The following is a 19,504-nucleotide window of genomic DNA, read 5'->3' as shown; positions in this document are numbered from 1 at the left end:
ATGTCCGGTCACGAGCTCTCCGAGGACGAGCGCGCGCAGCTCGTCGACCGTCTCTACGCGCTGCTCAACACCGCCAACGAGGACTGCGCCCGCGAGTGTCGCGCGTGGTTTCAGGCCAATTGGAGCGCCGACTACGACTATGACGACGAAGACCTGTACGGCTACCGGGTCAAGACCCACGTCATCGTCGAGAAGATGCTCAACTCCGGCCTGATGACGCTCGACGACCTGCGGGAGCGTCCCACTCGGTTCTTCAAGCTGTGCGAGCAGGCGTGCTGGGTCGACGGCAGCGTGGCGGCGACGCTGTTCGCCGGCTACCTGATCTTCGGCGGCAGCCTGGTGCACCTGGGCACCGAGCGCCACCGCAAGTGGTTCTCCGAGGTCGACTCGTACGAGATTCCGGCGTGCTTTTGCATGACCGAGGTCGGCCACGGCAGCAACCTGCGGCAGGTCGGCACCATCGCCACCTACGATCCGAGCACCGAGGAGTTCATCGTCAACACGCCGAGCTGGCACGATGCCAAGTGGGCCATCGCCCTGCTGGCCCACAACGCCAAGCTGGCCACCGTCATGGCGCAGCTCCACCTGCCCGACGGCAGCAACAAGGGCCCCCACTCGTTCCTCGTGCCCATCCGCGACGACGAGGGCAAGCCCCTGCCCGGCGTGCGCATCGCCGACTGTGACAACCTCATCGGCCTCAACGGCGTGGGCATCGGCGGCATGTTCCTCGACCACGTGCGCATCCCCCGGGAGAACCTGCTCAATCGCTTCTCCGACGTCACGCCGCAGGGCGAGCACGTCAGCGAGTACGGAGCGGCCAACGCCCTGTTCCAGGCCCAGGTCTCCCCGCTGATGATCGAGCGCCTGGTGCCGTTCTCGTCGTCGGGGTGCAAGATCTCCATGGTCATCGCGACGCGCTTCGCCCGGACTCGCCGACAGTTCGGCAAGCCGGGCGAGTCGGAGACCGCCGTCATCGACTACACCACCCACCAGCGTCGCCTGATGCGGGGGTTCGCCGACACGTACGCGCTGTCGTTCATGATGGAGCGTCTCCACACGGAGGCGGAGCGATTCCTGCCCGCCCCCATTCCCTACGCGATCCAGCCGGCCACCGCCGCGTACAAGGCCTACTCGTACGAGACCGCCATGCGCGTCATCGGCGATGCGCGCGAGTGCAGCAGCGTGCACTCGTTCCGACATCGCAACAAGATTGCCCGCTGCTACCTGGACATCCAGGGCTTCGCCCATGCGGCCGGCGACATCACCGTGCTGTATCAGTACGCGGCCCGCATCCTGGTGGGCAACTCCGCCCGCCGGGCGGCCGCCGATCCCTTCCTTGCGCCGACGGCCTCGCACGATGCCGACGGCGGAGTCCTCGAGGCCCAGCAACGATTGCTGGTCGGACGCTACCAGGAGCTGCTGGAGTTCGTGCGCACGGAGTTCCGGCGCCAGGCCGAGCAGCACGAGGACATCGAGGACGCCTGGAACGAGGTGCTGACCTTCGCGGTGGAGCTCGGACGCGCCTACGCCGAGCTGATCACCCACCGGCAGTTCCTGACGGTGGCCAGCACCGCCGAGCACGAGGGCGCCGCGGCGCTGCTGCGGCGCCTGTGCGAGCTGCACGGCTGGACGACCATCGCACGCAACCTGGGCTGGTATGCGGACCGCGAGCCGCCCGGTCTGGGGCTGCGCCTTCGCGGCCTGGAGGTCGAGCAGCGCATCCTGAGCATGTCCCGCGCGCTCATCGACGACGTCGACGTCTTGATCGACGCCTTCGGCATTCCGAGCACGATGCTCCCGGACGCGAGCCTGATGGCGGATCTGCCGGCCAAGTTCGCGCCCGAGGTCGCGCCCGGGCTGGCCCCCGAGCTGGTCCGGTAAGGGGCGCGGCTCCCGGCCTCAGGCGTTGGCGGCCCGGTCGCCGGGCTCCGCGTCCTGCTCGCGCCGCGCCTCCCTCTCCCTCTCCCTCACGCGGCGATAGGCCTGCTGCATCTCCTCGCGAGAGACGTCGAGCTTCTTGAGCAGCGGCGCCCAGATCTTGACGCGGAATCCCCAGGTGTCGAAGGCATCGTGAGCCCGTAGCGCACGCAGGCGCGCATCCAGATCATCGAACAGATCGAGGACCGGCATGCGAAAGTTCAGTCCCACGTAGGCCAGGTCGTCGAGCGCGGCCTGGCGGTCCTCCTCGAGCTCGACCGCCAGCACCTGGCGATAGAACTCCCCGTGAGCGGCCTCGTCGCGGGCGATGAGCGTGAGGATGGCCGCCAGCAGCTCGTCCTCGTGTCGCTTGCTGTCGGCGATCAAGCGCTTGTAGGCCAGCAGGGTGCTGGACTCCTGAATGGCGCCGTAGCAGGTCATGCGTCGCGCGGTGTGGAACGGCAGCTCCCAGGTCTTGGCCGCGATCGACTCCTCGAGATCGAAGAGCTGCGCGGTGGTGCGCTGGCCGGTATTCTCCAGGTAGAGCCGCAGGGCCAGGCCGTGCTTGCTCTCCTCGTAGCCCCAGTTGACCTGGAACCAGGTCTGCCCGAAGCACTCGCGCACGAGGTTGACGCCCTTGGACACGAAGTCGGGCAGGTAGAGCTCGACCGCGCAGAACGTCTCCACGTTCAGCGCCCGCTCCTCGTCGTTGCGGGACGGATCGTGCAGCTCCCAGGGGATGTCCTCGAACACGCTCCAGCGTCGCTTCCGCTCCGCTCGCTCGAAGAACTCCATGTACATGCGGTACAGGTTTTCGCGACTACGACGCGAGCGATTCATGGCCATGTGGTCATAGTGTACTGACTCGGCGAAGGACGGACGACGGGGTCACGGTCGACGCGCGGTTCGCGTTGGGCTCGGAGGCTGGCGATCACATGCGAGCCGCCGTCCCGGCGTGGTGGCTGCGCGGGCGCGACCGAGCACGTGCCGCGCCGGACGGCGCGCCTCCACGTTGACAGCGTGCCCGCCCTCCCCTACCGTGGCGCAAGAGGCTCTGGCCCGAGCCGTCCTTGCCTGGAGTGCCACGGTGGCATCGGCTCCCGAGCCTCATCACTACAGCACACTTCACGAGGCCCTACTGCAGGTCGGGAGCAACAATCCCGGCCGTGGTTTCGTCTTTCAGGACAATCGTGGGCAGGAGCGACGCCTGTCGTTCCCGGAGCTGAGCGACGAGTGCCTGCGGCGGGCCGCCGCCATGCAGGCGCTGGGGCTGCGGGCCGGGGACCGGGTCGCCCTCATCATCGCCTCCCCCGAGGAGTTCGTGCTGACCTTCCTGGCCTGCTTGCGGATGGGAGCGGTCCCCGTGCCGCTGTACCCGCCCATCCACCTCGGGAACCTCGAGGGCTACCTCGAGCAGACCGCCCGGATCATCGCGTCGGCCCAGGCGGCCCTGGTGATCATCGCCCCGGAGCTGGGCCGGATCGCATGGTCGTTCACCGCCAAGATCCCGTCGGTGCGCGCCATCGTCAAGTCGACGGATCTGGTCGGTGCCGGCGCGACGATCGACGAGCCGCGGGTCCGCCCGGACGACGTGGCGTTCCTCCAGTACACCTCGGGATCGACCGGCATCCCCAAGGGAGTACGAGTCACGCACGGCGCCCTGGTCGACAACATCCGCGCGTTCATGGGCGCGGGTCTGGCGATGGATCCCGAGGTCGACAGCGGCTGCGGCTGGGTCCCGCTCTATCACGACATGGGCCTCATCGGCTTCGTGCTCGGGCCGATGTACTGGGGCGTATCGGTCGTGTTCATCCCGACCGTCCGCTATCTCAAGCGGCCCAACTGCTGGTTCGACACCATCGCGGCGCATCGCTCCACCGTCAGCTTTGCGCCGGCGTTCGCCTACAGCATCGCCCTGCGCTCCGCGACCCCCGAGCACCTCGAGCGCTGGGACCTGTCGTGCGTCAAGGCGCTGGGCTGCGGCGCGGAGCCCATCCCCGCCGGGGCGATCACGCGCTTCGTGGAGACGTTCGGGAGCCACTGCGGACTGCGGGAGTCGGCCCTGCTGCCCGCCTACGGCCTGGCAGAAGCCACCGTCGCGACCACCATGAAGCCGCTGACCGAGCGCTTCCGCGAGCGCATGGTCAACCGCAAGGAGCTCCACGCCACGGGCCGCGCACACGAGGTGAGCGAGGACGGGCCGGACGTCGAGCGCCACGTGTCGTGCGGGCGGGTGCTGCCCGGGCAAGAGCTGCGGATCGTGGACGACGACGGCCACGATCTGCCCGACACCGCGCAGGGTCAGGTGCTGATCCATGGGGTATCGGTGTGCCCCCGCTACGAGGAAGAGCAGGTCGAGTTCCCGGTCGATTCGTCCGGCTGGCTGCACACCGGCGACCAGGGCTACCTCCATGAGGGACACCTCTACATCACCGGTCGAATCAAGGACATGATCATCATTCGCGGACGCAACATTCCGGCCGCGTCGATCGAGTGGGAAGTCAACAAGATCGAAGGAGTCCGCACCGGCAATGCCTGCGCCCTGGGCGTGATGACGGACGAAGGAGAGACCCTGGTCGTGTTGGCCGAGACACACCTCGAGGACACGACCGAGCTCGATGCGGAGATCCATCGAACGGTGCTGCACGTGTGCGGCACGCCGGTGGACGCGCTCGTGTTGCTGCCGCCCGGCACGCTGCCCAAGACGTCGTCGGGAAAGCTGCAGCGCGCCAAGGCCCGGAGGCAGTACGTCGAGGGCCGCCTGGGAAGGGAAGGCACCCGGACCTCGGGCGACCTCGTGGATCGTGTGCGCCTGGGAGCGCGCGTGATACATTCCGGGTGGCGACGACTCTTGAAGAGCGGCGGACGAGGTCCATGAGCTCGTCCTCGCAAGTGAGCTCGACGATGGACTCGACCTACCAACCGGGGGTGCCCCATGAGTGACGAAGAACTGCTGAAGTTGATCGGTGAGGCCTTGATCAGCGCCAAGCCGAAGCTCAAGAAATCGGTCGCGAACCTGACGATGGAGACGCGCCTGGACGAGTTCAACCTGGACTCGCTCGCGACCACGACCACGTCGGGCTACATCGAGGACCGGCTGGACATCATGCTGGACGAGACGGCGCTGCCCGAGGTCGAGACCCTGGGCCAATTCGTGGCCTTGATCCGATCGTCCATGAAGTCCTAGACCCCGGACACGGACACGGACCGACCGCGAGGCTCGCATGACGACGGAAGCGACCACGGAATTCGAGGAGACGAAGGTCACGATCGAAGCGAGCGACGGCTTGCCGCTGGCGGGGATCCTGCTGCTCCCCAGGTCGCCGAAGCTCGCGTGCCTGGTGTCGCCGGCGACGGGTCTGGCCAAGGAGCTCTACCTGGGGTTCGCACGCTTCGCCGCCGAGCGCGGCGTCGCCTGCCTGCTCTTCGACTTCCGCGGCACGGGAGGCTCGACCCCCAGCAACCTGCGCTCGTTCCAGATGGACTATGCCGACTGGGGGCGACTGGACATGGTCGCGGCCCTCGACTTGCTGCGCGAGAAGACGGGGTCGGACGTCCCCGTCGTCCACCTGGGCAACAGCGTGGGTGGACACATGGTGGGGTTCATGTCCAACCACGACGCGGTGACCCGGCACGTGTTGGTGAGCGTCGGCTTCGGCACCTGGTGGACCCATCGATTCCCCAAGCAGCAGCTGATGGATCTGTTCTTCTGGTGGATCTACGGCCCCTTCAAGCTCGCCATCAAGGGCTACATTCCGGCGGGGGGGATCTGGGGAGGCACCACGCTGCCCGCGGGCGCGTTCAAGACCTGGCGCCGATGGTCGCACAGGGGTGACTACTTTCGTCGGGAGCTCGAGCAGCGCTTGCAGCCCCACTGGTTCAACGAGCTCCGCTCTCCCATCCTGACACTGGTGTTCACCGACGATCCCTTGACCACGCCCGAGACGGCGCGACGCTTCCAGGAGTTCATGCCCAACGCTCCGAGCGAGGTCCGAGTGCTCTCGCCCTCGGACCTCGGCGTCAAGCAGCTCGAGCACCAGAACGTCTATCGCAGCCGCAATGCGGCTGCCTGGCCGACCATTCTGGAAGCCATCCTCGGCGACGCCTGAGCGCTCGCCTCGTTCTCGTCCCGGTCGTGCGAGCGAACGTGCGAGCGATCCCGCGGTCGTCCCCGTTCTTGTCCTGGTCGTGCGAGCGCGTTACGCTTGGTGCGGACGAGCTCGATGAACGTGGTCGGTGCATCCATCGCGCAGGTCGATGACGATGTGGCCAGGAGCCTCGGGATCCACATCCTGGACTACCCGATGCTGGTCAACGGAGAGCAGGTCGAGGCCCGGGTTGCCGACTGGCCCACGATCCATCACGAGCGGCGCGAGCTCATCAAGAACCGCGACAACCGCTGCACCACCTCGAGCCTGTCCGAGGCGATATTGCTCGAGACCTACGAGAGGCTCAAGCACGAGCCGTTCTTGTCGATGCACCAGGGCGAGCGGTTCAGCGCGGCCACCTGGGCCGTGCTGCGCAAGATCGAGCGGGAGCACCCGGAGTACCCCTGCACCCTGGTCGACGCCCAGCACACGCTCTCGGGCTACACGGTGTTGTTGCTGCAGGCAGCGCGGGCCCTCGCGGGCGGGGAGACCTGGGAATCGTACCGGGAGCGCTTCGAACGAGCGCGCGACAACACCACCAACATCGCCGCCGTCTACGACCTGTTCTACCTCAGCCGCACCGGTCGCGTGAGCTTTGCCAAGGCGCTGCTGGGCACCGCGTTGCGGACCATTCCCATGCTGATCTACCGCAACGGCATGGACGGCGTCCGTCCGCTGGCGCGGGCGCGGACCTACGCCCAGGCCAACCTGCGGATGGTTCAGAGCATCGAGAGCGACCTTCGGCGCGTCGGGGGGGATCGCGTCGACGTGGTGATCGCCTGGTTTGGCCCTCGAGACGACGAGCGCGAGCACCTATTGTCGCTCATCGAGGCGCGCGGCTGGAACGCACGGATCGATCAGTTCATCGGCAAGTACAGCGCAGCCGCCCACCTGGGGCCGGACTACTGGGAGATCGGCTACACCGTCCATGCCGACTGAGCACTTCGATCTGGCGAGCGTCCTCGACGCACTACGCGGGGGACTCGAGGCGCTCGAGACCAACTTCGGGGTCCTCGACGATCTGAACGTGTTTCCGGTGCCGGACGGCGACACCGGCAGCAACATGCTGCACACGGTCCGGGCGGGCGTGACCCCGGCGCTCGCTGCGGCGCCGGCATCGCTGACGGAGCTGGCCGCGGGACTCCGCGAGCGGTTCAAGCTCGCCGGGCGGGGCAACTCGGGGTTCCTGTTCGCCACCTTCCACGAGGGGTTCCTGGGGGCGCTCGAGGGCAGCGAGCGCTGGGACCGGGCCGCGCTCGGAGCCGCGTTCCAGAAGGGAAGCTACCTCGCGACGACGTCGCTCTTGCGGCCGCGGGACGGCACCATGCTGTCGGTGATGGCTGCGGTCGCGGAGGTCTTCACCCACGACGCCCCCACGGCGATCGATGCGCTGATGGAGCACCTGGCGAGGGTGAGCTTCGAGGCGGTGCGCCGCACCCCGGATCAGCTCTCGCTCTTGCGTCGGGCCGGCGTCGTGGATTCCGGCGGCCTGGGATTCACGGCGTGGATCGATGGCCTGAGCCGCGGACTGACCGGCCAGGGCGCGCTCGTGCTGACCCGCGAGCAGTGGTCGTTCCCGCCGCAGGACGTGCCCGTGGACCCCGAGGACGAGGCCAAGGGGCACCGCTACTGCACCGAGATCATCGTGGAGAATCCCCGACGAGAGTCGACCGAGCGGCTGCGCGCGTGGCTGGCCGACCACGGCAGCAGCATCGCGGTGCTGGAGGATGCCTCGCGGATCAAGGTCCACGTCCACCTCGACGAGCCGCAGCAGCTGCGGGTCCGGACCGCTTCGTTCGGCGCCGTCGTGCACGAGAAGATCGAGGACATGCACGCGCAGATCGTGACCCGGCGGGGCAGCGACACGCGCGAGGCCGCGGTGATGGCCCTGGTTCCCGGCGCGGGGCTGGGCGAGGCGTTCCTGGAGTTCGGGGCGGCGAAGGTGCTGGAGTACGGCGTCGAGCTGCCCTCTCCCGAGGAGCTCGAGGCGGCCATCGGTGAGATGAACGCCGACGCCGTGCTGCTGCTGCCCAACAACGGCAACATCGTGCCGAGCGCGATGCAGGTCGAGCAGCAGCACCCCGACCGCGTGTTCGTGCTGCCCACCCGGACCCCGATCGAGGGGCTGTGTGCCCTGTCGCTCTACACCCCGGGCCTGACGATCTCCGAGTGTCTCGAGACGATGCAGGGGTGGGAGGCCCTGAGCGAGGAACTCGGGCTGTGCCGGAGCTCGCGCGACACCCTGTTCGGTTCGGTCGACCTGTCGACCGGCACCTACTTCACGATTCGGAACGACACGATCCTGTCGTCGGGCACCGACCCCTTCGCGGTGCTGTGCGACGGGATCCGTGCCCTCGACCACGACGGTCGCAGCCTGCTGACCCTCTACCGGGGGCGGAACCTCGCCGAGCTCGACGCGGACGACATGGCGCAGTACGTGAGCGAGGAGTTCGATCGACTCGAGGTCCAGCACCGAGACGGCGGACAGAGGCGGTACCTGATGCTCGTCTCGCTCGAGTAGCGGCGCTGGGGTTCGTGCTCCAGCTCCTCGTGCTACCGGGCGTTCTCTACGTTGGGCTGAGCACCGGACTGGGCATCGGACTGGGCCTCGGCCTGGCCATCGGGCTCGAGCCGATGCTCCTTGCCCGCGAGCAGGCGTCGGATGTTCGACTGGTGGGCTCCCACGATGACGAGGGCCAGTGCGGCCAGCAGACCGACGACCACGAGCCGCTCGGGATAGAGCAGGTAGGTCGCGATGGGGGCCACGATCGCACCGATGATGGTCCCGACCGCAGGGATCTTGGTCACGCGCACCAGCACGAGCCACACCACGAGGATGATGGGGACGGCCAGGGGCGCGAGGGCCAGCACGACCCCCGTGCCGGTGGCGCCTCCCTTGCCTCCCTTGAACCGCACCCACACCGAGAACATGTGCCCCAGCACGGCGATGACGCCGAGCCCCACCCACACGACCTCCTGATCGGAGATCGCCGGCCCGAGGATGCCGGCCGGCAGCGCCCCCTTGGCGACGTCGAACAGCGCGACCGGTACCGCGTAGTGCGGGCCGAGGACGCGGTAGACGTTCGAGGCGCCCAGGTTGCCGCTGCCGTGCTCCCGCAGGTCGATGTTCTTGAACAGGCGACCGACCAGGTAGCTCGTGGGGATCGACCCCAGGAGGTACGCGGCGAGGACGGCGACAGCGAGCAGGGGAATGGAGGGCATCACGCCACCAGCCAGCAGGTCTCGAAGATCATGCGGCCATCGACCCGCTCCCGACCGCTCGGTCCCTCGATGAGCAGCTGCGCGTCGGTCACCAGGGTATGGTAGATCTGTCGCGTCGTCGCCGAGGGAAACGAGAGCATCGGAACCTGGCCATCGGGCTCGGCATGGATGCTGAGGGTGTACTTGCCCCGCTGGAAGCGCATGTCCCCGCCACAGTAGACCTTGGGATGGCGGGGCACGCGGGTGCTCCGCCGATTCTCGAGTTCGAAGCGCTTGCCGAGCAGGTTGAAGCCGCGAAACACGGGCTCGTCGGTGCCCCTCTGAACGTAGAGGAACATGCCGGGCGAGCCGAAGACGTTCCACTCGGGGTGCAGGAAGTGACACCAGAACCACCCGCGACTGAGGGCATGCGCCGGATCCATGAAGCGGCCCTGCTCGTGGTAGGCGGCGCCGCAGACGGAGACCTCCTCGCCGCGCAGCGTCAGCTGGCCGCTCGCCTCGCCGCGGGGCACGTACGTCACGTAGCTGAAGGGCTCCCGCCCTCCGCCTCCGCCCAGCAAGAAGGCCCGTGCCCAGCTCGGCAGCGTGCCCCGCGGAAACGCCGAGAACACGTCCGTCCGCGAGCGTAGGTCCACCCGGCCGCGGACCTCCTCCAGTTCGAAGAAGAAGCTGTAGCCGTCGTCGTTTCGAACGATGCGCACGGCGTCGGGGAGCTCGTAGGACAGCGGCGACTCGGTGCCACGGGCGTTCGCGGTGTCGATCGTGCGGGACACCGACAGCACGTCACCCTGCTCGGCACGCATGAGCGAGACCATCACGAACGCGTCGTCGAGGTCCGCTCCCTCCTGGTCGGGCCACCACTTCTTGGGCACGACCGCGATCATCAAGACGCTTCCGTCGTCCATCAGGACATCGACGTACCACCACTGCATCTTGCCCATCTCACCCACGAAATTGCGGGTCTCCAGCTTCCGCAGCGTGGCCGGGGACTGGATGCGGCGGTAGTCGATCAGCATGGCAGCGGTTGTACCGATCGCCGGCGGGCGGGTAAAGCGGATTCGCTCGTTCAGTAGGTCTGCATGCCGCCGATCAGGAAGAACGTGGTCACGCCAATGATGATGTGCGCGATCGTGACTCCGACGAGCGTCCCGTGACGCGAGAACAACCAGCCGAAGCCGATGCCCGGGACGGTCACGGCGAGCGCGTCCATGGGCTCGGCGAACAGGTGCATCGTGCCGAAGATCACCGAGGACAGGGCGATCGCGACCGCGGTGCGGTACCGGACGGTCAGCAAGCGCTCGAGCGTGGACTGCAGCACGCCGCGGGCCACGAACTCCTGCAGCGGGCACTCGATGACGTACACCAGCAAGTCCACCGACCATGTCAGCCAGTGCGACCCCCCATACAAGGTCCTGTGCTGCAAGGGCCCGAAGATGTCGAACATCGGCGTGTTGGCATAGGCGGGGTGGAACAGCATGAACGACCCCTTGAACAGCACGAGCAGCACGGCGAAGGAGAGGCCGAACGTGACGGACTCCCTCAGCGCCTTCCTCCAGTTCTCCGTGGTCACGCCGACGGTGGAGAGCGGCATCCGCGACACCCGCAGCTGGACCAGGAGCGCCGCCGTGATCGGGAGCAGGATGATCGTGGTGACGAGGAACTCGGCCGGCCACTCCTGCCGCAGCTCCTTGAGTGCGTTCATGGTGAAGGCGAACACGCACAGGATGGTGACGATGTTGATCAGCAACATGCTCGCCCGCGCGCGCAAGCGGAAGGCGATGCGCTCGCGACCCAGCGTGGCCGTGGTGAGCTCGCCCAGCGCCCGCATCCGGCTGACGATGCGGCGCGCCAGCTCGATCTCCACGCGATGGAACACGGGATTGGTCTCCGCGAGCCCCTCGAAGTCGAGGACGGTGATGCGGAGCACCGTCGATGGACACGCGGCCCGGACGGATGCAGAGCGGGGTGCCGCTTCGAACAGCCGCATCTCGCCGATGGGCTCTCCCGCTTCGATGGTGGCGATCTCGAACTCGCGCTCGGCCTCGTCGTTGTGCCGGTGGATCACCAGGCCGCCGTCGAGCAGGAAGTAGAACTCGTCGCCCATGTCGCCCTCGACCATCAGCAGCTCCCCCTCCTCGAGAGCGACGACCTGCGAGCGCTGGGCGAGCTGCGCGAGCGGGTCGTGGTCGAACGCCCGAAAGGCCGGGATCGATCGCAGCTCTTCGACCGTGGGCGCTTGGTCGCGTGCCTTCTGCCTCGACTCCATCGTGCGACGTCTCTGGGGTCTCGCGCCGAGGGCGCCACTCCCTTCGGTGGCCCGGATCCTCGCATACGTGGGTCAAGGGGGCGAGCACGGCCGGTTGCCCTTGGTGATGGGCATGGGCTATGCCCGGCGCATGGTCACTCCCGCGCGTCAGGCCCTGGTGCCGCTGTTGTGGGTCTTCCTGGCGGGGGGGCTGGGCGCCACGCTTCGCGTGGTGCTCGAGGGGCTCGTCGACGTGCGGTGGTCCGAGCGACTGCCCTACGCCGGCACGCTGCTCGTCAACGTAGTGGGGTGCTTCGCGATGGGGCTGGCGGCGGTGGCAATTCCGGCCGGCACCATGCGCACGGCGGTGGTGGGTGGCTTGCTCGGAGGATTCACGACCTACAGCGCGTTCGCGCTGCTGTCCTACGAGCTGCTGCGGGACGAGCGGGTCGGAGTGCTCGCAGTGCAGATCGGGCTGCACCTGGTGCTGGGGGTCGCATGCGTCGCGGGCGGGATGGCCCTGGGGCGAGTCGCGTTCGGGGCGGCGGGAGGCTAGCCCCCGAACCCCACCCGACCCCCCACCCGAGCCCCCACCCATCGTCGCTCGAACCCGCCCTCGGCGGATCCCCCTTTACACGACGCCACCGTGAGCCCTACCGTAGGGTCGCGGAAGGATTGACGATCACATGACGACGAGCTTGGGATTGAACGTGCGCTCCACCCCGCTGTGGCTGAGTGCCGCGATGATGTTGCTGGTGGGCTGCCCCGGAGGCGGAGACGGTCGAACGACCAACACCGACACCGGGATCGACTCCATCGGTCCCAATACGGGCGACGGATCCGGATCCGACACCGGCGGCGACGATCCCAACACCACGGCCGACGACGTGGCCACGACCAACATGACCGGGGTCGACAGCACTGCCACCAGCGACACCGGGCCTCCGCCCGGAGCCGAGCTGCTCTACGTGGCGGTGGCACCGGCCAACTCGGTCATCGAGCTCGACCTCGACTCGCCCTCCTCGCAGGACTTCATCGCCACCGCGGTCTACACCGACGGCTCGGAGATCGACGTCACGGCCGCGGCGACCTGGGATCTGACCAACGCTGCGGTGGGCAGCATGAGCGGGGCCACGCTGGACATCCCGGGCTTCCCCATGCCGTTCTTCGAGTCGACGATCATCACCGCCGACTACATGGACAAGCAGGGGCAGGCGCAGGTCACCATCGCCGCCTACCAGCAGAGCGGGGCCACGCCCGACTTCTTCTTCGTGCTGCCCTACAACGATCCCGCCGGGCCCCAGACCAAGGAGCTGACGTTCAGCACCTCGGTCAAGAGCATGGACGTGTTCTTCAACATGGACACCACGGGCTCGATGGACGGCGAGGTCTCCAACCTGCAGAACTCGCTGTCCGCGACCGTGGTCCCGTCGATCGTGGCGACGATCCCCAATACCCAGTTCGGGGTGGGTGCCTACGAGGACTTCCCGGTCGCGCCCTATGGCGAGTCCAACTGCACCTACGGCGCGCTGGGCGGGCCCGATCAGCCGTTCCAGCTGTTCCAGGAGATCACCGACAACATCCCGGCGGTGCAGGCGGCCGTCAACCAGCTCGGCATCGGCGGCAACGCGATCGGCTGCGGCAACGACGGTCCCGAGTCGGCCGTCGAGGCGATGTATCAGATCGCCACCGGCGACGGCGTCAACGCGCCGGCGCCGACCAACGTGCCCGCCAACGCCTCCGGGATCGGCGGCGTGGGCTTCCGCGACGGCACCATGCCCGTGGTGGTCAACATCACCGACGCGGTCAGCCACCACTCGGGGCCGTCGGGCTGTGCCGGGGTGACCTACGCCGGGGCCACGGCCACGAACGCCGCCACCGAGGCCGAGGCGATGACCGCTCTCAATGCGATCTGTGCCCGGGTCATCCAGGTCTCGACCACGTCGGCCACCAGCTGCTCGGGCCGCAGCGACGGCATCGCCTACAACAACGCCACCGGGGCCGTCGTGCCGCCCGAGGCGTGGGACGTGGCGGGGCATCCTCCCGGCTGCGCCGTCGGTCAGTGCTGCACGGGCATCAACGGGGCGAGCGTGGCCCCCGACGCCGCCGGCATGTGCCCGCTGACCTACCTCGCCAACGGCAACGGCACGGGGGTCGACAGCTCGATCGTGGCGGGCATCCAGATGGTCGCGCGCTACTCCCCGTTCGACGTGACGCGCGAGTGGGACGGCGTCGACACCGACCAGGACGGCGTGCCGCTGCCCGCGGGAACGACCACCGCCGACTTCATCAAGGCGGTCACCCCGCTCTCGCACGGCCCGGTGCCCGTGCCCGGTGTGGCCAACCCGGTGCTCACCCCGACCACGTTCGAGGGGGTGGTGCCCGACACCGACGTCACCTTCACCGTCGAGGCCTACAACGACTTCGTGCCGCAGGGCCCCGAGCCGCGGCTGTTCGTGGCCACCATTCGGGTGCTCGCGGACGATTGCGGCGCGCTCGACGAGCGCGACGTGTTCATCCTGCTGCCGCCGATGAACCTCGAGCCGCCGGGATAGACCGTCGGCGGGGGTGCCCGCCGAAGCGCGAGCGCCTCCTCGGTCGAGGGGGCGTTCGCGGCGGAGCCAGCCGATCGCCGACCCCCCGAGCGCTCTGCTACGCTGCCCTTCGTCCATGAGCACCCTCTCGCCGATCCCACCCAACGACACCCACCCGGCGATCCACGCCCTCCAGATCGAGGGCTACCGCAGGATGTCGCCGTCCCAGAAGCTCGAGTGTGTGTGGGGCATGATGCGGTCCGCGCGAGAGCTCGTCCTCCTCGAGGTACGTCGGCGTCACCCGAATGCCGATGCGCGCGAGCTGGCGCTGCGGGTCGCCTCCCGCTTCATCGAGCCGGAGTTGATGGCACGAGCATTTGGATGGGATCCCCGCGAGGTCGGGTACTGATGTTCGAGGATCCGAACCTCGTGGGCCTGCTCGCTCGCGCGAGACGGGAGCACCGCGGAGGTGCGTGAGTTCGGCGATCCGCCCGCTCACCGCTCCGCTCCCCTCCTCTCGCGCTCGCGCGCTCGAACCCCAGCAAGCGAGCCCAGGCAAGATGGTCCGCCTGCAAGACCTCGACCCCCTGCGCCGGCGCCCCGAGGGCCCTGCGCTCGGGCGGGTGCTCTCGGCCGCGCTGGAGGCCGTCGATCCCTCGCGGCTGATCGAGCAGACGGTGGACGCCACCACCCATGATGCCCTGCGCCTCGGCGAGCACGTGCTCCCGCTCGCCCCGGCCCACGGCGTGTGGATCGTGGCCGTGGGCAAGGCCGCACCGAGCATGGCGGCGGCGCTGTCTCGACGCATTCCGCCATCGCGCCTGCGCGGCGGCGTGGTGGTGGCCAAGCACGCGCTGGCCGAGCCGGAGCCCGGCCCAGCTCCGCTGCCGCTGGTGCTGGGCGCTCACCCGATCCCCGATGCGCGTAGCGAGGCCGCGGGACGGGCGGTGCTCGACGTGCTCGCGCGCGCCGGCCCGGGCGACGTGGTCGTCGTCGCGCTCTCGGGCGGCGCATCGTCGCTGATGGTGGCGCCCGCGCCCGGGCTCGCGCTCGACGAGCTCCGAACGGTCGGCGAGGCGCTGCTCTCGCGCGGCGTCCCCATCGAGGAGATCAACACGGTCCGCAAGGCGCTCGACGAGCTCAAGGGCGGCGGTCTGCTCGCGCATGCGTCCCATGCCCGCGTGGCAACGCTGCTCCTCTCCGACGTGGTCGATGCCCCGCTTCACGTGGTGGGCTCGGGGCCCACGCTGCCCGATCCCACGGGGCCCTCGCATGCCCGAGCCGTGCTCGCCCGCTACGCCATCGAAGTCCCGCCCACGGTCCGAGCATGCCTGGCTCGTGCCCCGGACCCGTCGCCCCACCCCATCGTCACCGGTCCAGTGATCGAGCTGGCGAGCAATGCCACGGCCACCCACGCCGCGATCGCGGCCGCCCGCGCCGAAGGCTGGCACGTGGAGCCGCTGCCCACCCTGCGCGGCGAGGCACGCGATCAGGGTCGTACGCTCGCCGCCCGCCTTCGCGCGCTCGATCCCCCGCTTCCCACGATCCTGATCGCGGGCGGCGAGACCACGGTCACCGTCCGCGGTCCCGGCCGTGGCGGGCGCAATCAAGAGCTCGCCCTGGCCGCGATGCTCGAGCTCGACGGACCCCTGGGCACGACCCTGGTGACCCTGGCCACCGATGGCGAGGATGGCCCCACCGATGCGGCGGGCGCCGTGGTCGACGGAGCGTCGGCCGCACGCGCTCGTTCGCTCGGGCTGGATCCCACCCGGCACCTGCACGCCAACGACGCCCACCCGGTGTTCGACGCCCTCGGCGATCTGCTACGAATCGGCCCCACGGGCACCAACGTCTGCGACCTGGTGCTCGCGCTCAACCGACCGGACCGCTCATGAACGACCCCCTCCCGCTGGTGTTGGTGACCCGTGCCCTGCCCGACGGGTGGCTTGGGGCCCTCGATGGGCGCTGCACCATGATCGTGGGAGACGCCGACACCCCGGGCCTGGACCCGCCCTTGCTCGACGCGCTGCCCCGGGCCGAGGGCATCCTGTGCCTGCTCACCGAGCGCATCGATGCCGATCTGCTCGACCGCGCGCCCCAGCTACGGGTGGTGAGCACGATGGCGGTGGGCGTGGACAACATCGACGTGGCCGCGTGCACGGCCCGGGGAATCCCGGTGGGGCACACGCCCGGCGTGCTCACCGAGGCGACCGCCGATCTCGCCATGGCGCTGCTGCTGGCGACGGCCCGCCGCCTGCCCCAGGCCGCGGCCGATGTCCGCGAGGGCCGATGGTCCACGTGGTCGCCCACCGGCTGGCTGGGCGCCGATCTATGCGGCGCGACGCTGGGCATCGTGGGGCTGGGCAAGATCGGCGCGGCGTTGGCTCGGCGCGCGCACGGGTTCGGCCTCGCGCTGTGCCACGCCAGCCCCTCCCCTCGCCCGGAGCTCGAGGCCGCCCTGGGGATCCGTCACGTGCCCCTGCCCGAGCTACTGGCATGCAGCGACTTCGTCTCGCTGCACGTGCCGCTCACCGAGCACACGCACCGGCTCATCGATGCACGCGCGCTGGCGCGGATGAAGCCGACCGCGCTGCTCGTCAACACCGCACGGGGGCCCATCGTCGATCCCGGTGCCTTGGCCGAGGCGCTGCATGCGGGCACGATCGCCGGCGCCGCCCTCGACGTCACGGACCCGGAGCCCCTACCCCCCACCCACCCGCTGCTGACGTGCCCCAACCTCATCGTGCTGCCGCACATCGGCTCGGCAACGTGGGGCACGCGCCGTCGGATGGCCGAGCTTGCCGCCAACAACCTGCTGGCCGGACTCGAAGGTCGCCGCTTGCTCCATCCCGTCGACCCCACGATGGCGATCCGTCCCCGACCGTGACGACGAGGCGAGGAGGCCACTACAATCGCACTGTGCAGGGACGGTCGCTCGGCGTGCTGCTGGGGCTGGTGGCAGGCACCACCGCTGGTTGCCTGGTCGAGCTCGAGCTCCGCCAAGCGTGCGGCGACGGCCACCATGACCCGCGCTTCGAGGAGTGCGACCCCGCCGACCCGTCCTCCTTCGATACCGCATGCGCAGAGGACGAGATCCCCACGTGCAACCCACGAACCTGCGAGCTCCACTGCGGGTTCTGTGGCGACGGTCGCCTCGACGAGGGTGAGGCTTGCGACGGCAATGCCGTGCTCACCTTGCCACCGTGCCAGGGCTGGACCTGCGTGGCCTGCCAGGTCGACTGCCCCACGTGCGGCAATGCGGAGCTCGACGCGGACGAGCAGTGCGACATCGTCCTGAACGAGCCCCAGACGACCCGCTGCGAGGACGTCGAGGTGTTCGACAAGCACTTCTTGCCCGGTGGGGTTCGCACCTGCGGCAGCGACTGCCAGTGGAACCTGTCGCAGTGCACCGTGTGCGGGGACGGAGAGGTCGATCGCGCGATCCCCGGCGTGGCCGCAGAAGAAGAGTGCGACGGCAACGCGGTCAACCGAGACAATCTCATCGAGCAGTGCAAGCTCCACTGCGCGGGGCTCGAGCAGGAAGGGCTGGCCTGCGCGTACTCGTGCTCGTCCGACTGCCTGATCTACGTCGAGGGCGGCACCTCCGATTGCTGTGTCTTGTCGGGCAACACGCGCTCGGAGACGTTTCCGTGCTGCTGCGAGCTGCCGCCCGGCGAGCGGCCGGTGCATTGCACGGGCAACATCGACGGGCTCACGCCGAACTCTTGCCCGGGGTAGTCCGCCTTCGGCACTACGGTCACCCGAACGGATCGTCGCCCCGAGGCATCGCCCCGCGCTCGACCGAGCCCACCGCCGCCAGCAGGGCCGCGGCACGCCGCTCGATCGCGGCCAGATCGCGAGCCGCGAGCGCGGCGGGCTCGAACAACCCCGTGGTCATCCCCACCGCAAAGGCCCCCGCGCGCAGCCAGGCCGCCGCATTGTCGAGGTCGACCCCGTTGGTGGGCACGACCCGCAAGAACGGCAGCGGAGCCAGGGCCGAGCGCAGATAGGCAGGCCCGCCCGCGGGGCCTGGGAACAGCTTGAGCAGGGGCGCGCCCGCTCGATGCGCGGCGACCATCTCGGTGGGCGTGTGCACGCCCGGCAGGATCGGCACGCCGAGCTCACCTGCGAGCGCGATGATCTCGGGATCCATGATCGGCGACACCAGGAAGCGAGCCCCGGCCGCCACCGCGTCGCGGGCCTGCTGCGGCCGCAGCACGGTGCCCGCGCCCACCACCAGTCGATCGAGGCCCCGCGAGGGAGGCAGACCCTCGCGGGTCGACAGCGCGGCCACGATCTCGAGCGCACCCGGCGTGGTGAGGGTGAGCTCGACGATGCGCATCCCGCCCGCGATCGCGGCGTCCATCGCGTCGGACGCGAGCTGCTGGTCGGTGGTGCGCAGGATCGCGGTGATGCGATGATCCCAGAGCGTGGCGAGGAATTCGTCGAGCGAGCCCATGGCGTCGCCATCCTAGCCCGGTGGGATCATGGGTGTAAGCCGAGCCTCAATCGTCCGTTGGGCGCCCGCCTTGGCGTCCCCGCGTCACCAGGGCACCATCGAGGGGATGGTGCCGGCCCTCGTGCTGCTCGTGTTGCCAATCCTGGGGCCGATCCCGGGACTGGGTGCTGGCCTCGCGCATGCGCAGCCGCCAGGTGACGAGGAGGGGACGCCAGGCGATGCCACGGAGGAGACCGCGACGACGCCTCCCACCGTCGACGAAACCGCGGCGCCCGTCGACGAGCCGAGCACCGAGACCACCGCCACCGTCACGACCCCGACCGCTCCTCTCACTCCCGGCGAGCCACCCCCGGGGCCCCCGCCCGAAGACGAGGACGACCGCCCTCCGCGAACGTACCCCCGCCTCGTGCTCGCGGGCGGTCCCGTGGTGGGCCCCCATGCATTCGGCAATGAGGAGTGCGACGCCGAAGAAGCGCGCTGCGAGACCAAGGGCTCGTTCCTCGGGCTGGGTGGTCAGCTCGAGCTCCGAGGTCGCCTGTGGCGTCTGCTCTACCTCCACGCCCGTGGCGTGATCGTGGGCAACGTGTCCCCCAACGATCGCGTCCATCGCGGCGTGGGCATGGTGGGCGTTGGCCTGGGCCTCTACGGCCGCCGAGCATTCGGCCGTGGCGAGTACCTCTACGTGGGCCCCTTTGGCGACAACCACTTCGAGCCACCGTTCTACGAGGGTGAGGTGGCCGTCGACGAGTGGGGCCACCACGCCGGCCTGCTGAGCGTGGGCTTTCGCCAGCCCCTGCCCGCGAGGCTGGCGGTCGAGCTATGGGGCGGCCTGATGATCGGCCCCCGCTCGGTGCGACGGGTCCCTCAGATCGAGCCCGACGAGCGCGTGCTGTCCACGTTCCTCATCGGGCTGAACCTGAGCTGGGACGCCTGGCCCTGATCGTTCGCGGCACGGGCTACGAAGCGAGGACGTCGTCGC

General features: G+C 69.2%; 18 protein-coding genes. 13 read left to right on the top strand and 5 right to left on the bottom strand.

The window, feature by feature from the left end:
- Entirely contained in the window at positions 1 to 1,881 is a 1,881-nt protein-coding gene (locus tag OEB96_RS20380; RefSeq protein ID WP_266218030.1) for an acyl-CoA dehydrogenase family protein, read from the top strand.
- Between the two features lie 18 nt (positions 1,882 to 1,899).
- Here the strand turns inward: OEB96_RS20380 and OEB96_RS20375 are convergent, their stop codons facing one another.
- Positions 1,900 to 2,757 (bottom strand): acyl-ACP desaturase, encoded by an 858-nt coding sequence (locus OEB96_RS20375; protein WP_266218029.1) that lies wholly within the window; start codon positions 2,755 to 2,757, stop codon positions 1,900 to 1,902.
- 247 nt (positions 2,758 to 3,004) lie between these two features.
- Here OEB96_RS20375 and OEB96_RS20370 point away from each other — a divergent pair, with 247 nt between their 5' ends.
- From OEB96_RS20370 to OEB96_RS20350, 5 genes are all read left to right on the top strand, one after another.
- A complete protein-coding gene (locus tag OEB96_RS20370; protein WP_266218028.1) occupies positions 3,005 to 4,795 on the top strand; it encodes a fatty acyl-AMP ligase in 1,791 nt (596 codons plus the stop codon).
- Positions 4,796 to 4,852: 57 nt separating this feature from the next.
- A complete protein-coding gene (locus OEB96_RS20365; protein ID WP_266218027.1) occupies positions 4,853 to 5,104 on the top strand; it encodes an acyl carrier protein in 252 nt (83 codons plus the stop codon).
- A gap of 37 nt (positions 5,105 to 5,141) precedes the next feature.
- Positions 5,142 to 6,026, top strand: a complete 885-nt coding sequence (locus tag OEB96_RS20360; RefSeq protein ID WP_266218026.1) for an alpha/beta hydrolase family protein — start codon at positions 5,142 to 5,144, stop codon at positions 6,024 to 6,026.
- A gap of 99 nt (positions 6,027 to 6,125) precedes the next feature.
- Positions 6,126 to 7,004, top strand: coding sequence for a DegV family protein (locus tag OEB96_RS20355; RefSeq protein WP_266218025.1), 879 nt, complete (start codon positions 6,126 to 6,128; stop codon positions 7,002 to 7,004).
- On the top strand, positions 6,994 to 8,586 hold the full coding sequence (locus tag OEB96_RS20350) for a DAK2 domain-containing protein (RefSeq protein ID WP_266218024.1): 1,593 nt from the start codon (positions 6,994 to 6,996) through the stop codon (positions 8,584 to 8,586). Before OEB96_RS20355 ends, OEB96_RS20350 begins: the two co-directional genes overlap by 11 nt.
- Before the next feature lie 32 nt (positions 8,587 to 8,618).
- On the opposite strand, the gene plsY is transcribed toward OEB96_RS20350, so the two are convergent.
- From plsY to OEB96_RS20335, 3 genes are read right to left on the bottom strand one after another with little or no spacing between them, the layout of a single operon-like run.
- Positions 8,619 to 9,287 carry a glycerol-3-phosphate 1-O-acyltransferase PlsY gene (plsY, locus tag OEB96_RS20345; RefSeq protein ID WP_266218023.1) on the bottom strand — a complete coding sequence of 223 codons (669 nt, stop codon included), beginning with the start codon at positions 9,285 to 9,287 and terminating at the stop codon, positions 8,619 to 8,621.
- A complete protein-coding gene (locus tag OEB96_RS20340) occupies positions 9,287 to 10,303 on the bottom strand; it encodes a hypothetical protein (protein ID WP_266218022.1) in 1,017 nt (338 codons plus the stop codon). The genes plsY and OEB96_RS20340 overlap by 1 nt, the downstream gene beginning before the upstream one ends.
- Positions 10,304 to 10,353: 50 nt before the next feature.
- Positions 10,354 to 11,553, bottom strand: coding sequence for a cyclic nucleotide-binding domain-containing protein (locus tag OEB96_RS20335; protein WP_266218021.1), 1,200 nt, complete (start codon positions 11,551 to 11,553; stop codon positions 10,354 to 10,356).
- A gap of 67 nt (positions 11,554 to 11,620) precedes the next feature.
- On the opposite strand from OEB96_RS20335, the gene OEB96_RS20330 reads away from it, so the two are divergent.
- The 6 genes from OEB96_RS20330 to OEB96_RS20305 all read left to right on the top strand — a co-directional run bounded on the left by OEB96_RS20330 (position 11,621) and on the right by OEB96_RS20305 (position 17,804).
- Positions 11,621 to 12,088 carry a fluoride efflux transporter FluC gene (locus OEB96_RS20330; RefSeq protein ID WP_266218020.1) on the top strand — a complete coding sequence of 156 codons (468 nt, stop codon included), beginning with the start codon at positions 11,621 to 11,623 and terminating at the stop codon, positions 12,086 to 12,088.
- A gap of 130 nt (positions 12,089 to 12,218) precedes the next feature.
- Entirely contained in the window at positions 12,219 to 14,087 is a 1,869-nt protein-coding gene (locus OEB96_RS20325) for a vWA domain-containing protein (RefSeq protein WP_266218019.1), read from the top strand.
- 115 nt (positions 14,088 to 14,202) lie between these two features.
- A complete protein-coding gene (locus OEB96_RS20320) occupies positions 14,203 to 14,475 on the top strand; it encodes a hypothetical protein (RefSeq protein ID WP_266218018.1) in 273 nt (90 codons plus the stop codon).
- Positions 14,476 to 14,626: 151 nt separating this feature from the next.
- On the top strand, positions 14,627 to 15,961 hold the full coding sequence (locus OEB96_RS20315) for a glycerate kinase type-2 family protein (protein WP_266218017.1): 1,335 nt from the start codon (positions 14,627 to 14,629) through the stop codon (positions 15,959 to 15,961).
- Positions 15,958 to 16,953: a 2-hydroxyacid dehydrogenase gene (locus OEB96_RS20310; RefSeq protein ID WP_266218016.1), complete on the top strand. Its 996-nt coding sequence runs from the start codon at positions 15,958 to 15,960 to the stop codon at positions 16,951 to 16,953. Before OEB96_RS20315 ends, OEB96_RS20310 begins: the two co-directional genes overlap by 4 nt.
- Positions 16,950 to 17,804 carry a hypothetical protein gene (locus tag OEB96_RS20305; protein WP_266218015.1) on the top strand — a complete coding sequence of 285 codons (855 nt, stop codon included), beginning with the start codon at positions 16,950 to 16,952 and terminating at the stop codon, positions 17,802 to 17,804. Before OEB96_RS20310 ends, OEB96_RS20305 begins: the two co-directional genes overlap by 4 nt.
- A gap of 19 nt (positions 17,805 to 17,823) precedes the next feature.
- Here the strand turns inward: OEB96_RS20305 and OEB96_RS20300 are convergent, their stop codons facing one another.
- Positions 17,824 to 18,525, bottom strand: coding sequence for a bifunctional 4-hydroxy-2-oxoglutarate aldolase/2-dehydro-3-deoxy-phosphogluconate aldolase (locus tag OEB96_RS20300; protein ID WP_266218014.1), 702 nt, complete (start codon positions 18,523 to 18,525; stop codon positions 17,824 to 17,826).
- 106 nt (positions 18,526 to 18,631) lie between these two features.
- Between OEB96_RS20300 and OEB96_RS20295 the strand changes: the two genes are divergently transcribed.
- Positions 18,632 to 19,465 (top strand): hypothetical protein, encoded by an 834-nt coding sequence (locus OEB96_RS20295; protein WP_266218013.1) that lies wholly within the window; start codon positions 18,632 to 18,634, stop codon positions 19,463 to 19,465.
- The last annotated feature ends 39 nt before the right edge of the window (positions 19,466 to 19,504 follow it).

The sequence above is a fragment of the Paraliomyxa miuraensis genome (genome assembly GCF_026337845.1).
GTDB classification, from domain to species: domain Bacteria; phylum Myxococcota_A; class Polyangia; order Nannocystales; family Nannocystaceae; genus Paraliomyxa; species Paraliomyxa miuraensis.
The sequence above is the reverse complement of the archived record's forward strand: the minus strand, read 5'-3'. Positions and strand labels throughout refer to the sequence as shown.

Coding starts and splice junctions, on each gene's coding strand:
- OEB96_RS20310 (WP_266218016.1), top strand. CDS start 15,958: ATGAACGACCCCCTCCCGCTGGTGTTGGTGACCCGTGCCCTGCCCGAC.
- OEB96_RS20335 (WP_266218021.1), bottom strand. CDS start 11,553: ATGGAGTCGAGGCAGAAGGCACGCGACCAAGCGCCCACGGTCGAAGAG.
- OEB96_RS20325 (WP_266218019.1), top strand. CDS start 12,219: ATGACGACGAGCTTGGGATTGAACGTGCGCTCCACCCCGCTGTGGCTG.
- OEB96_RS20295 (WP_266218013.1), top strand. CDS start 18,632: ATGGTGCCGGCCCTCGTGCTGCTCGTGTTGCCAATCCTGGGGCCGATC.
- plsY (WP_266218023.1), bottom strand. CDS start 9,287: ATGCCCTCCATTCCCCTGCTCGCTGTCGCCGTCCTCGCCGCGTACCTC.
- OEB96_RS20340 (WP_266218022.1), bottom strand. CDS start 10,303: ATGCTGATCGACTACCGCCGCATCCAGTCCCCGGCCACGCTGCGGAAG.
- OEB96_RS20350 (WP_266218024.1), top strand. CDS start 6,994: ATGCCGACTGAGCACTTCGATCTGGCGAGCGTCCTCGACGCACTACGC.
- OEB96_RS20380 (WP_266218030.1), top strand. CDS start 1: ATGTCCGGTCACGAGCTCTCCGAGGACGAGCGCGCGCAGCTCGTCGAC.
- OEB96_RS20300 (WP_266218014.1), bottom strand. CDS start 18,525: ATGGGCTCGCTCGACGAATTCCTCGCCACGCTCTGGGATCATCGCATC.
- OEB96_RS20315 (WP_266218017.1), top strand. CDS start 14,627: ATGGTCCGCCTGCAAGACCTCGACCCCCTGCGCCGGCGCCCCGAGGGC.
- OEB96_RS20320 (WP_266218018.1), top strand. CDS start 14,203: ATGAGCACCCTCTCGCCGATCCCACCCAACGACACCCACCCGGCGATC.
- OEB96_RS20365 (WP_266218027.1), top strand. CDS start 4,853: ATGAGTGACGAAGAACTGCTGAAGTTGATCGGTGAGGCCTTGATCAGC.
- OEB96_RS20360 (WP_266218026.1), top strand. CDS start 5,142: ATGACGACGGAAGCGACCACGGAATTCGAGGAGACGAAGGTCACGATC.
- OEB96_RS20375 (WP_266218029.1), bottom strand. CDS start 2,757: ATGAATCGCTCGCGTCGTAGTCGCGAAAACCTGTACCGCATGTACATG.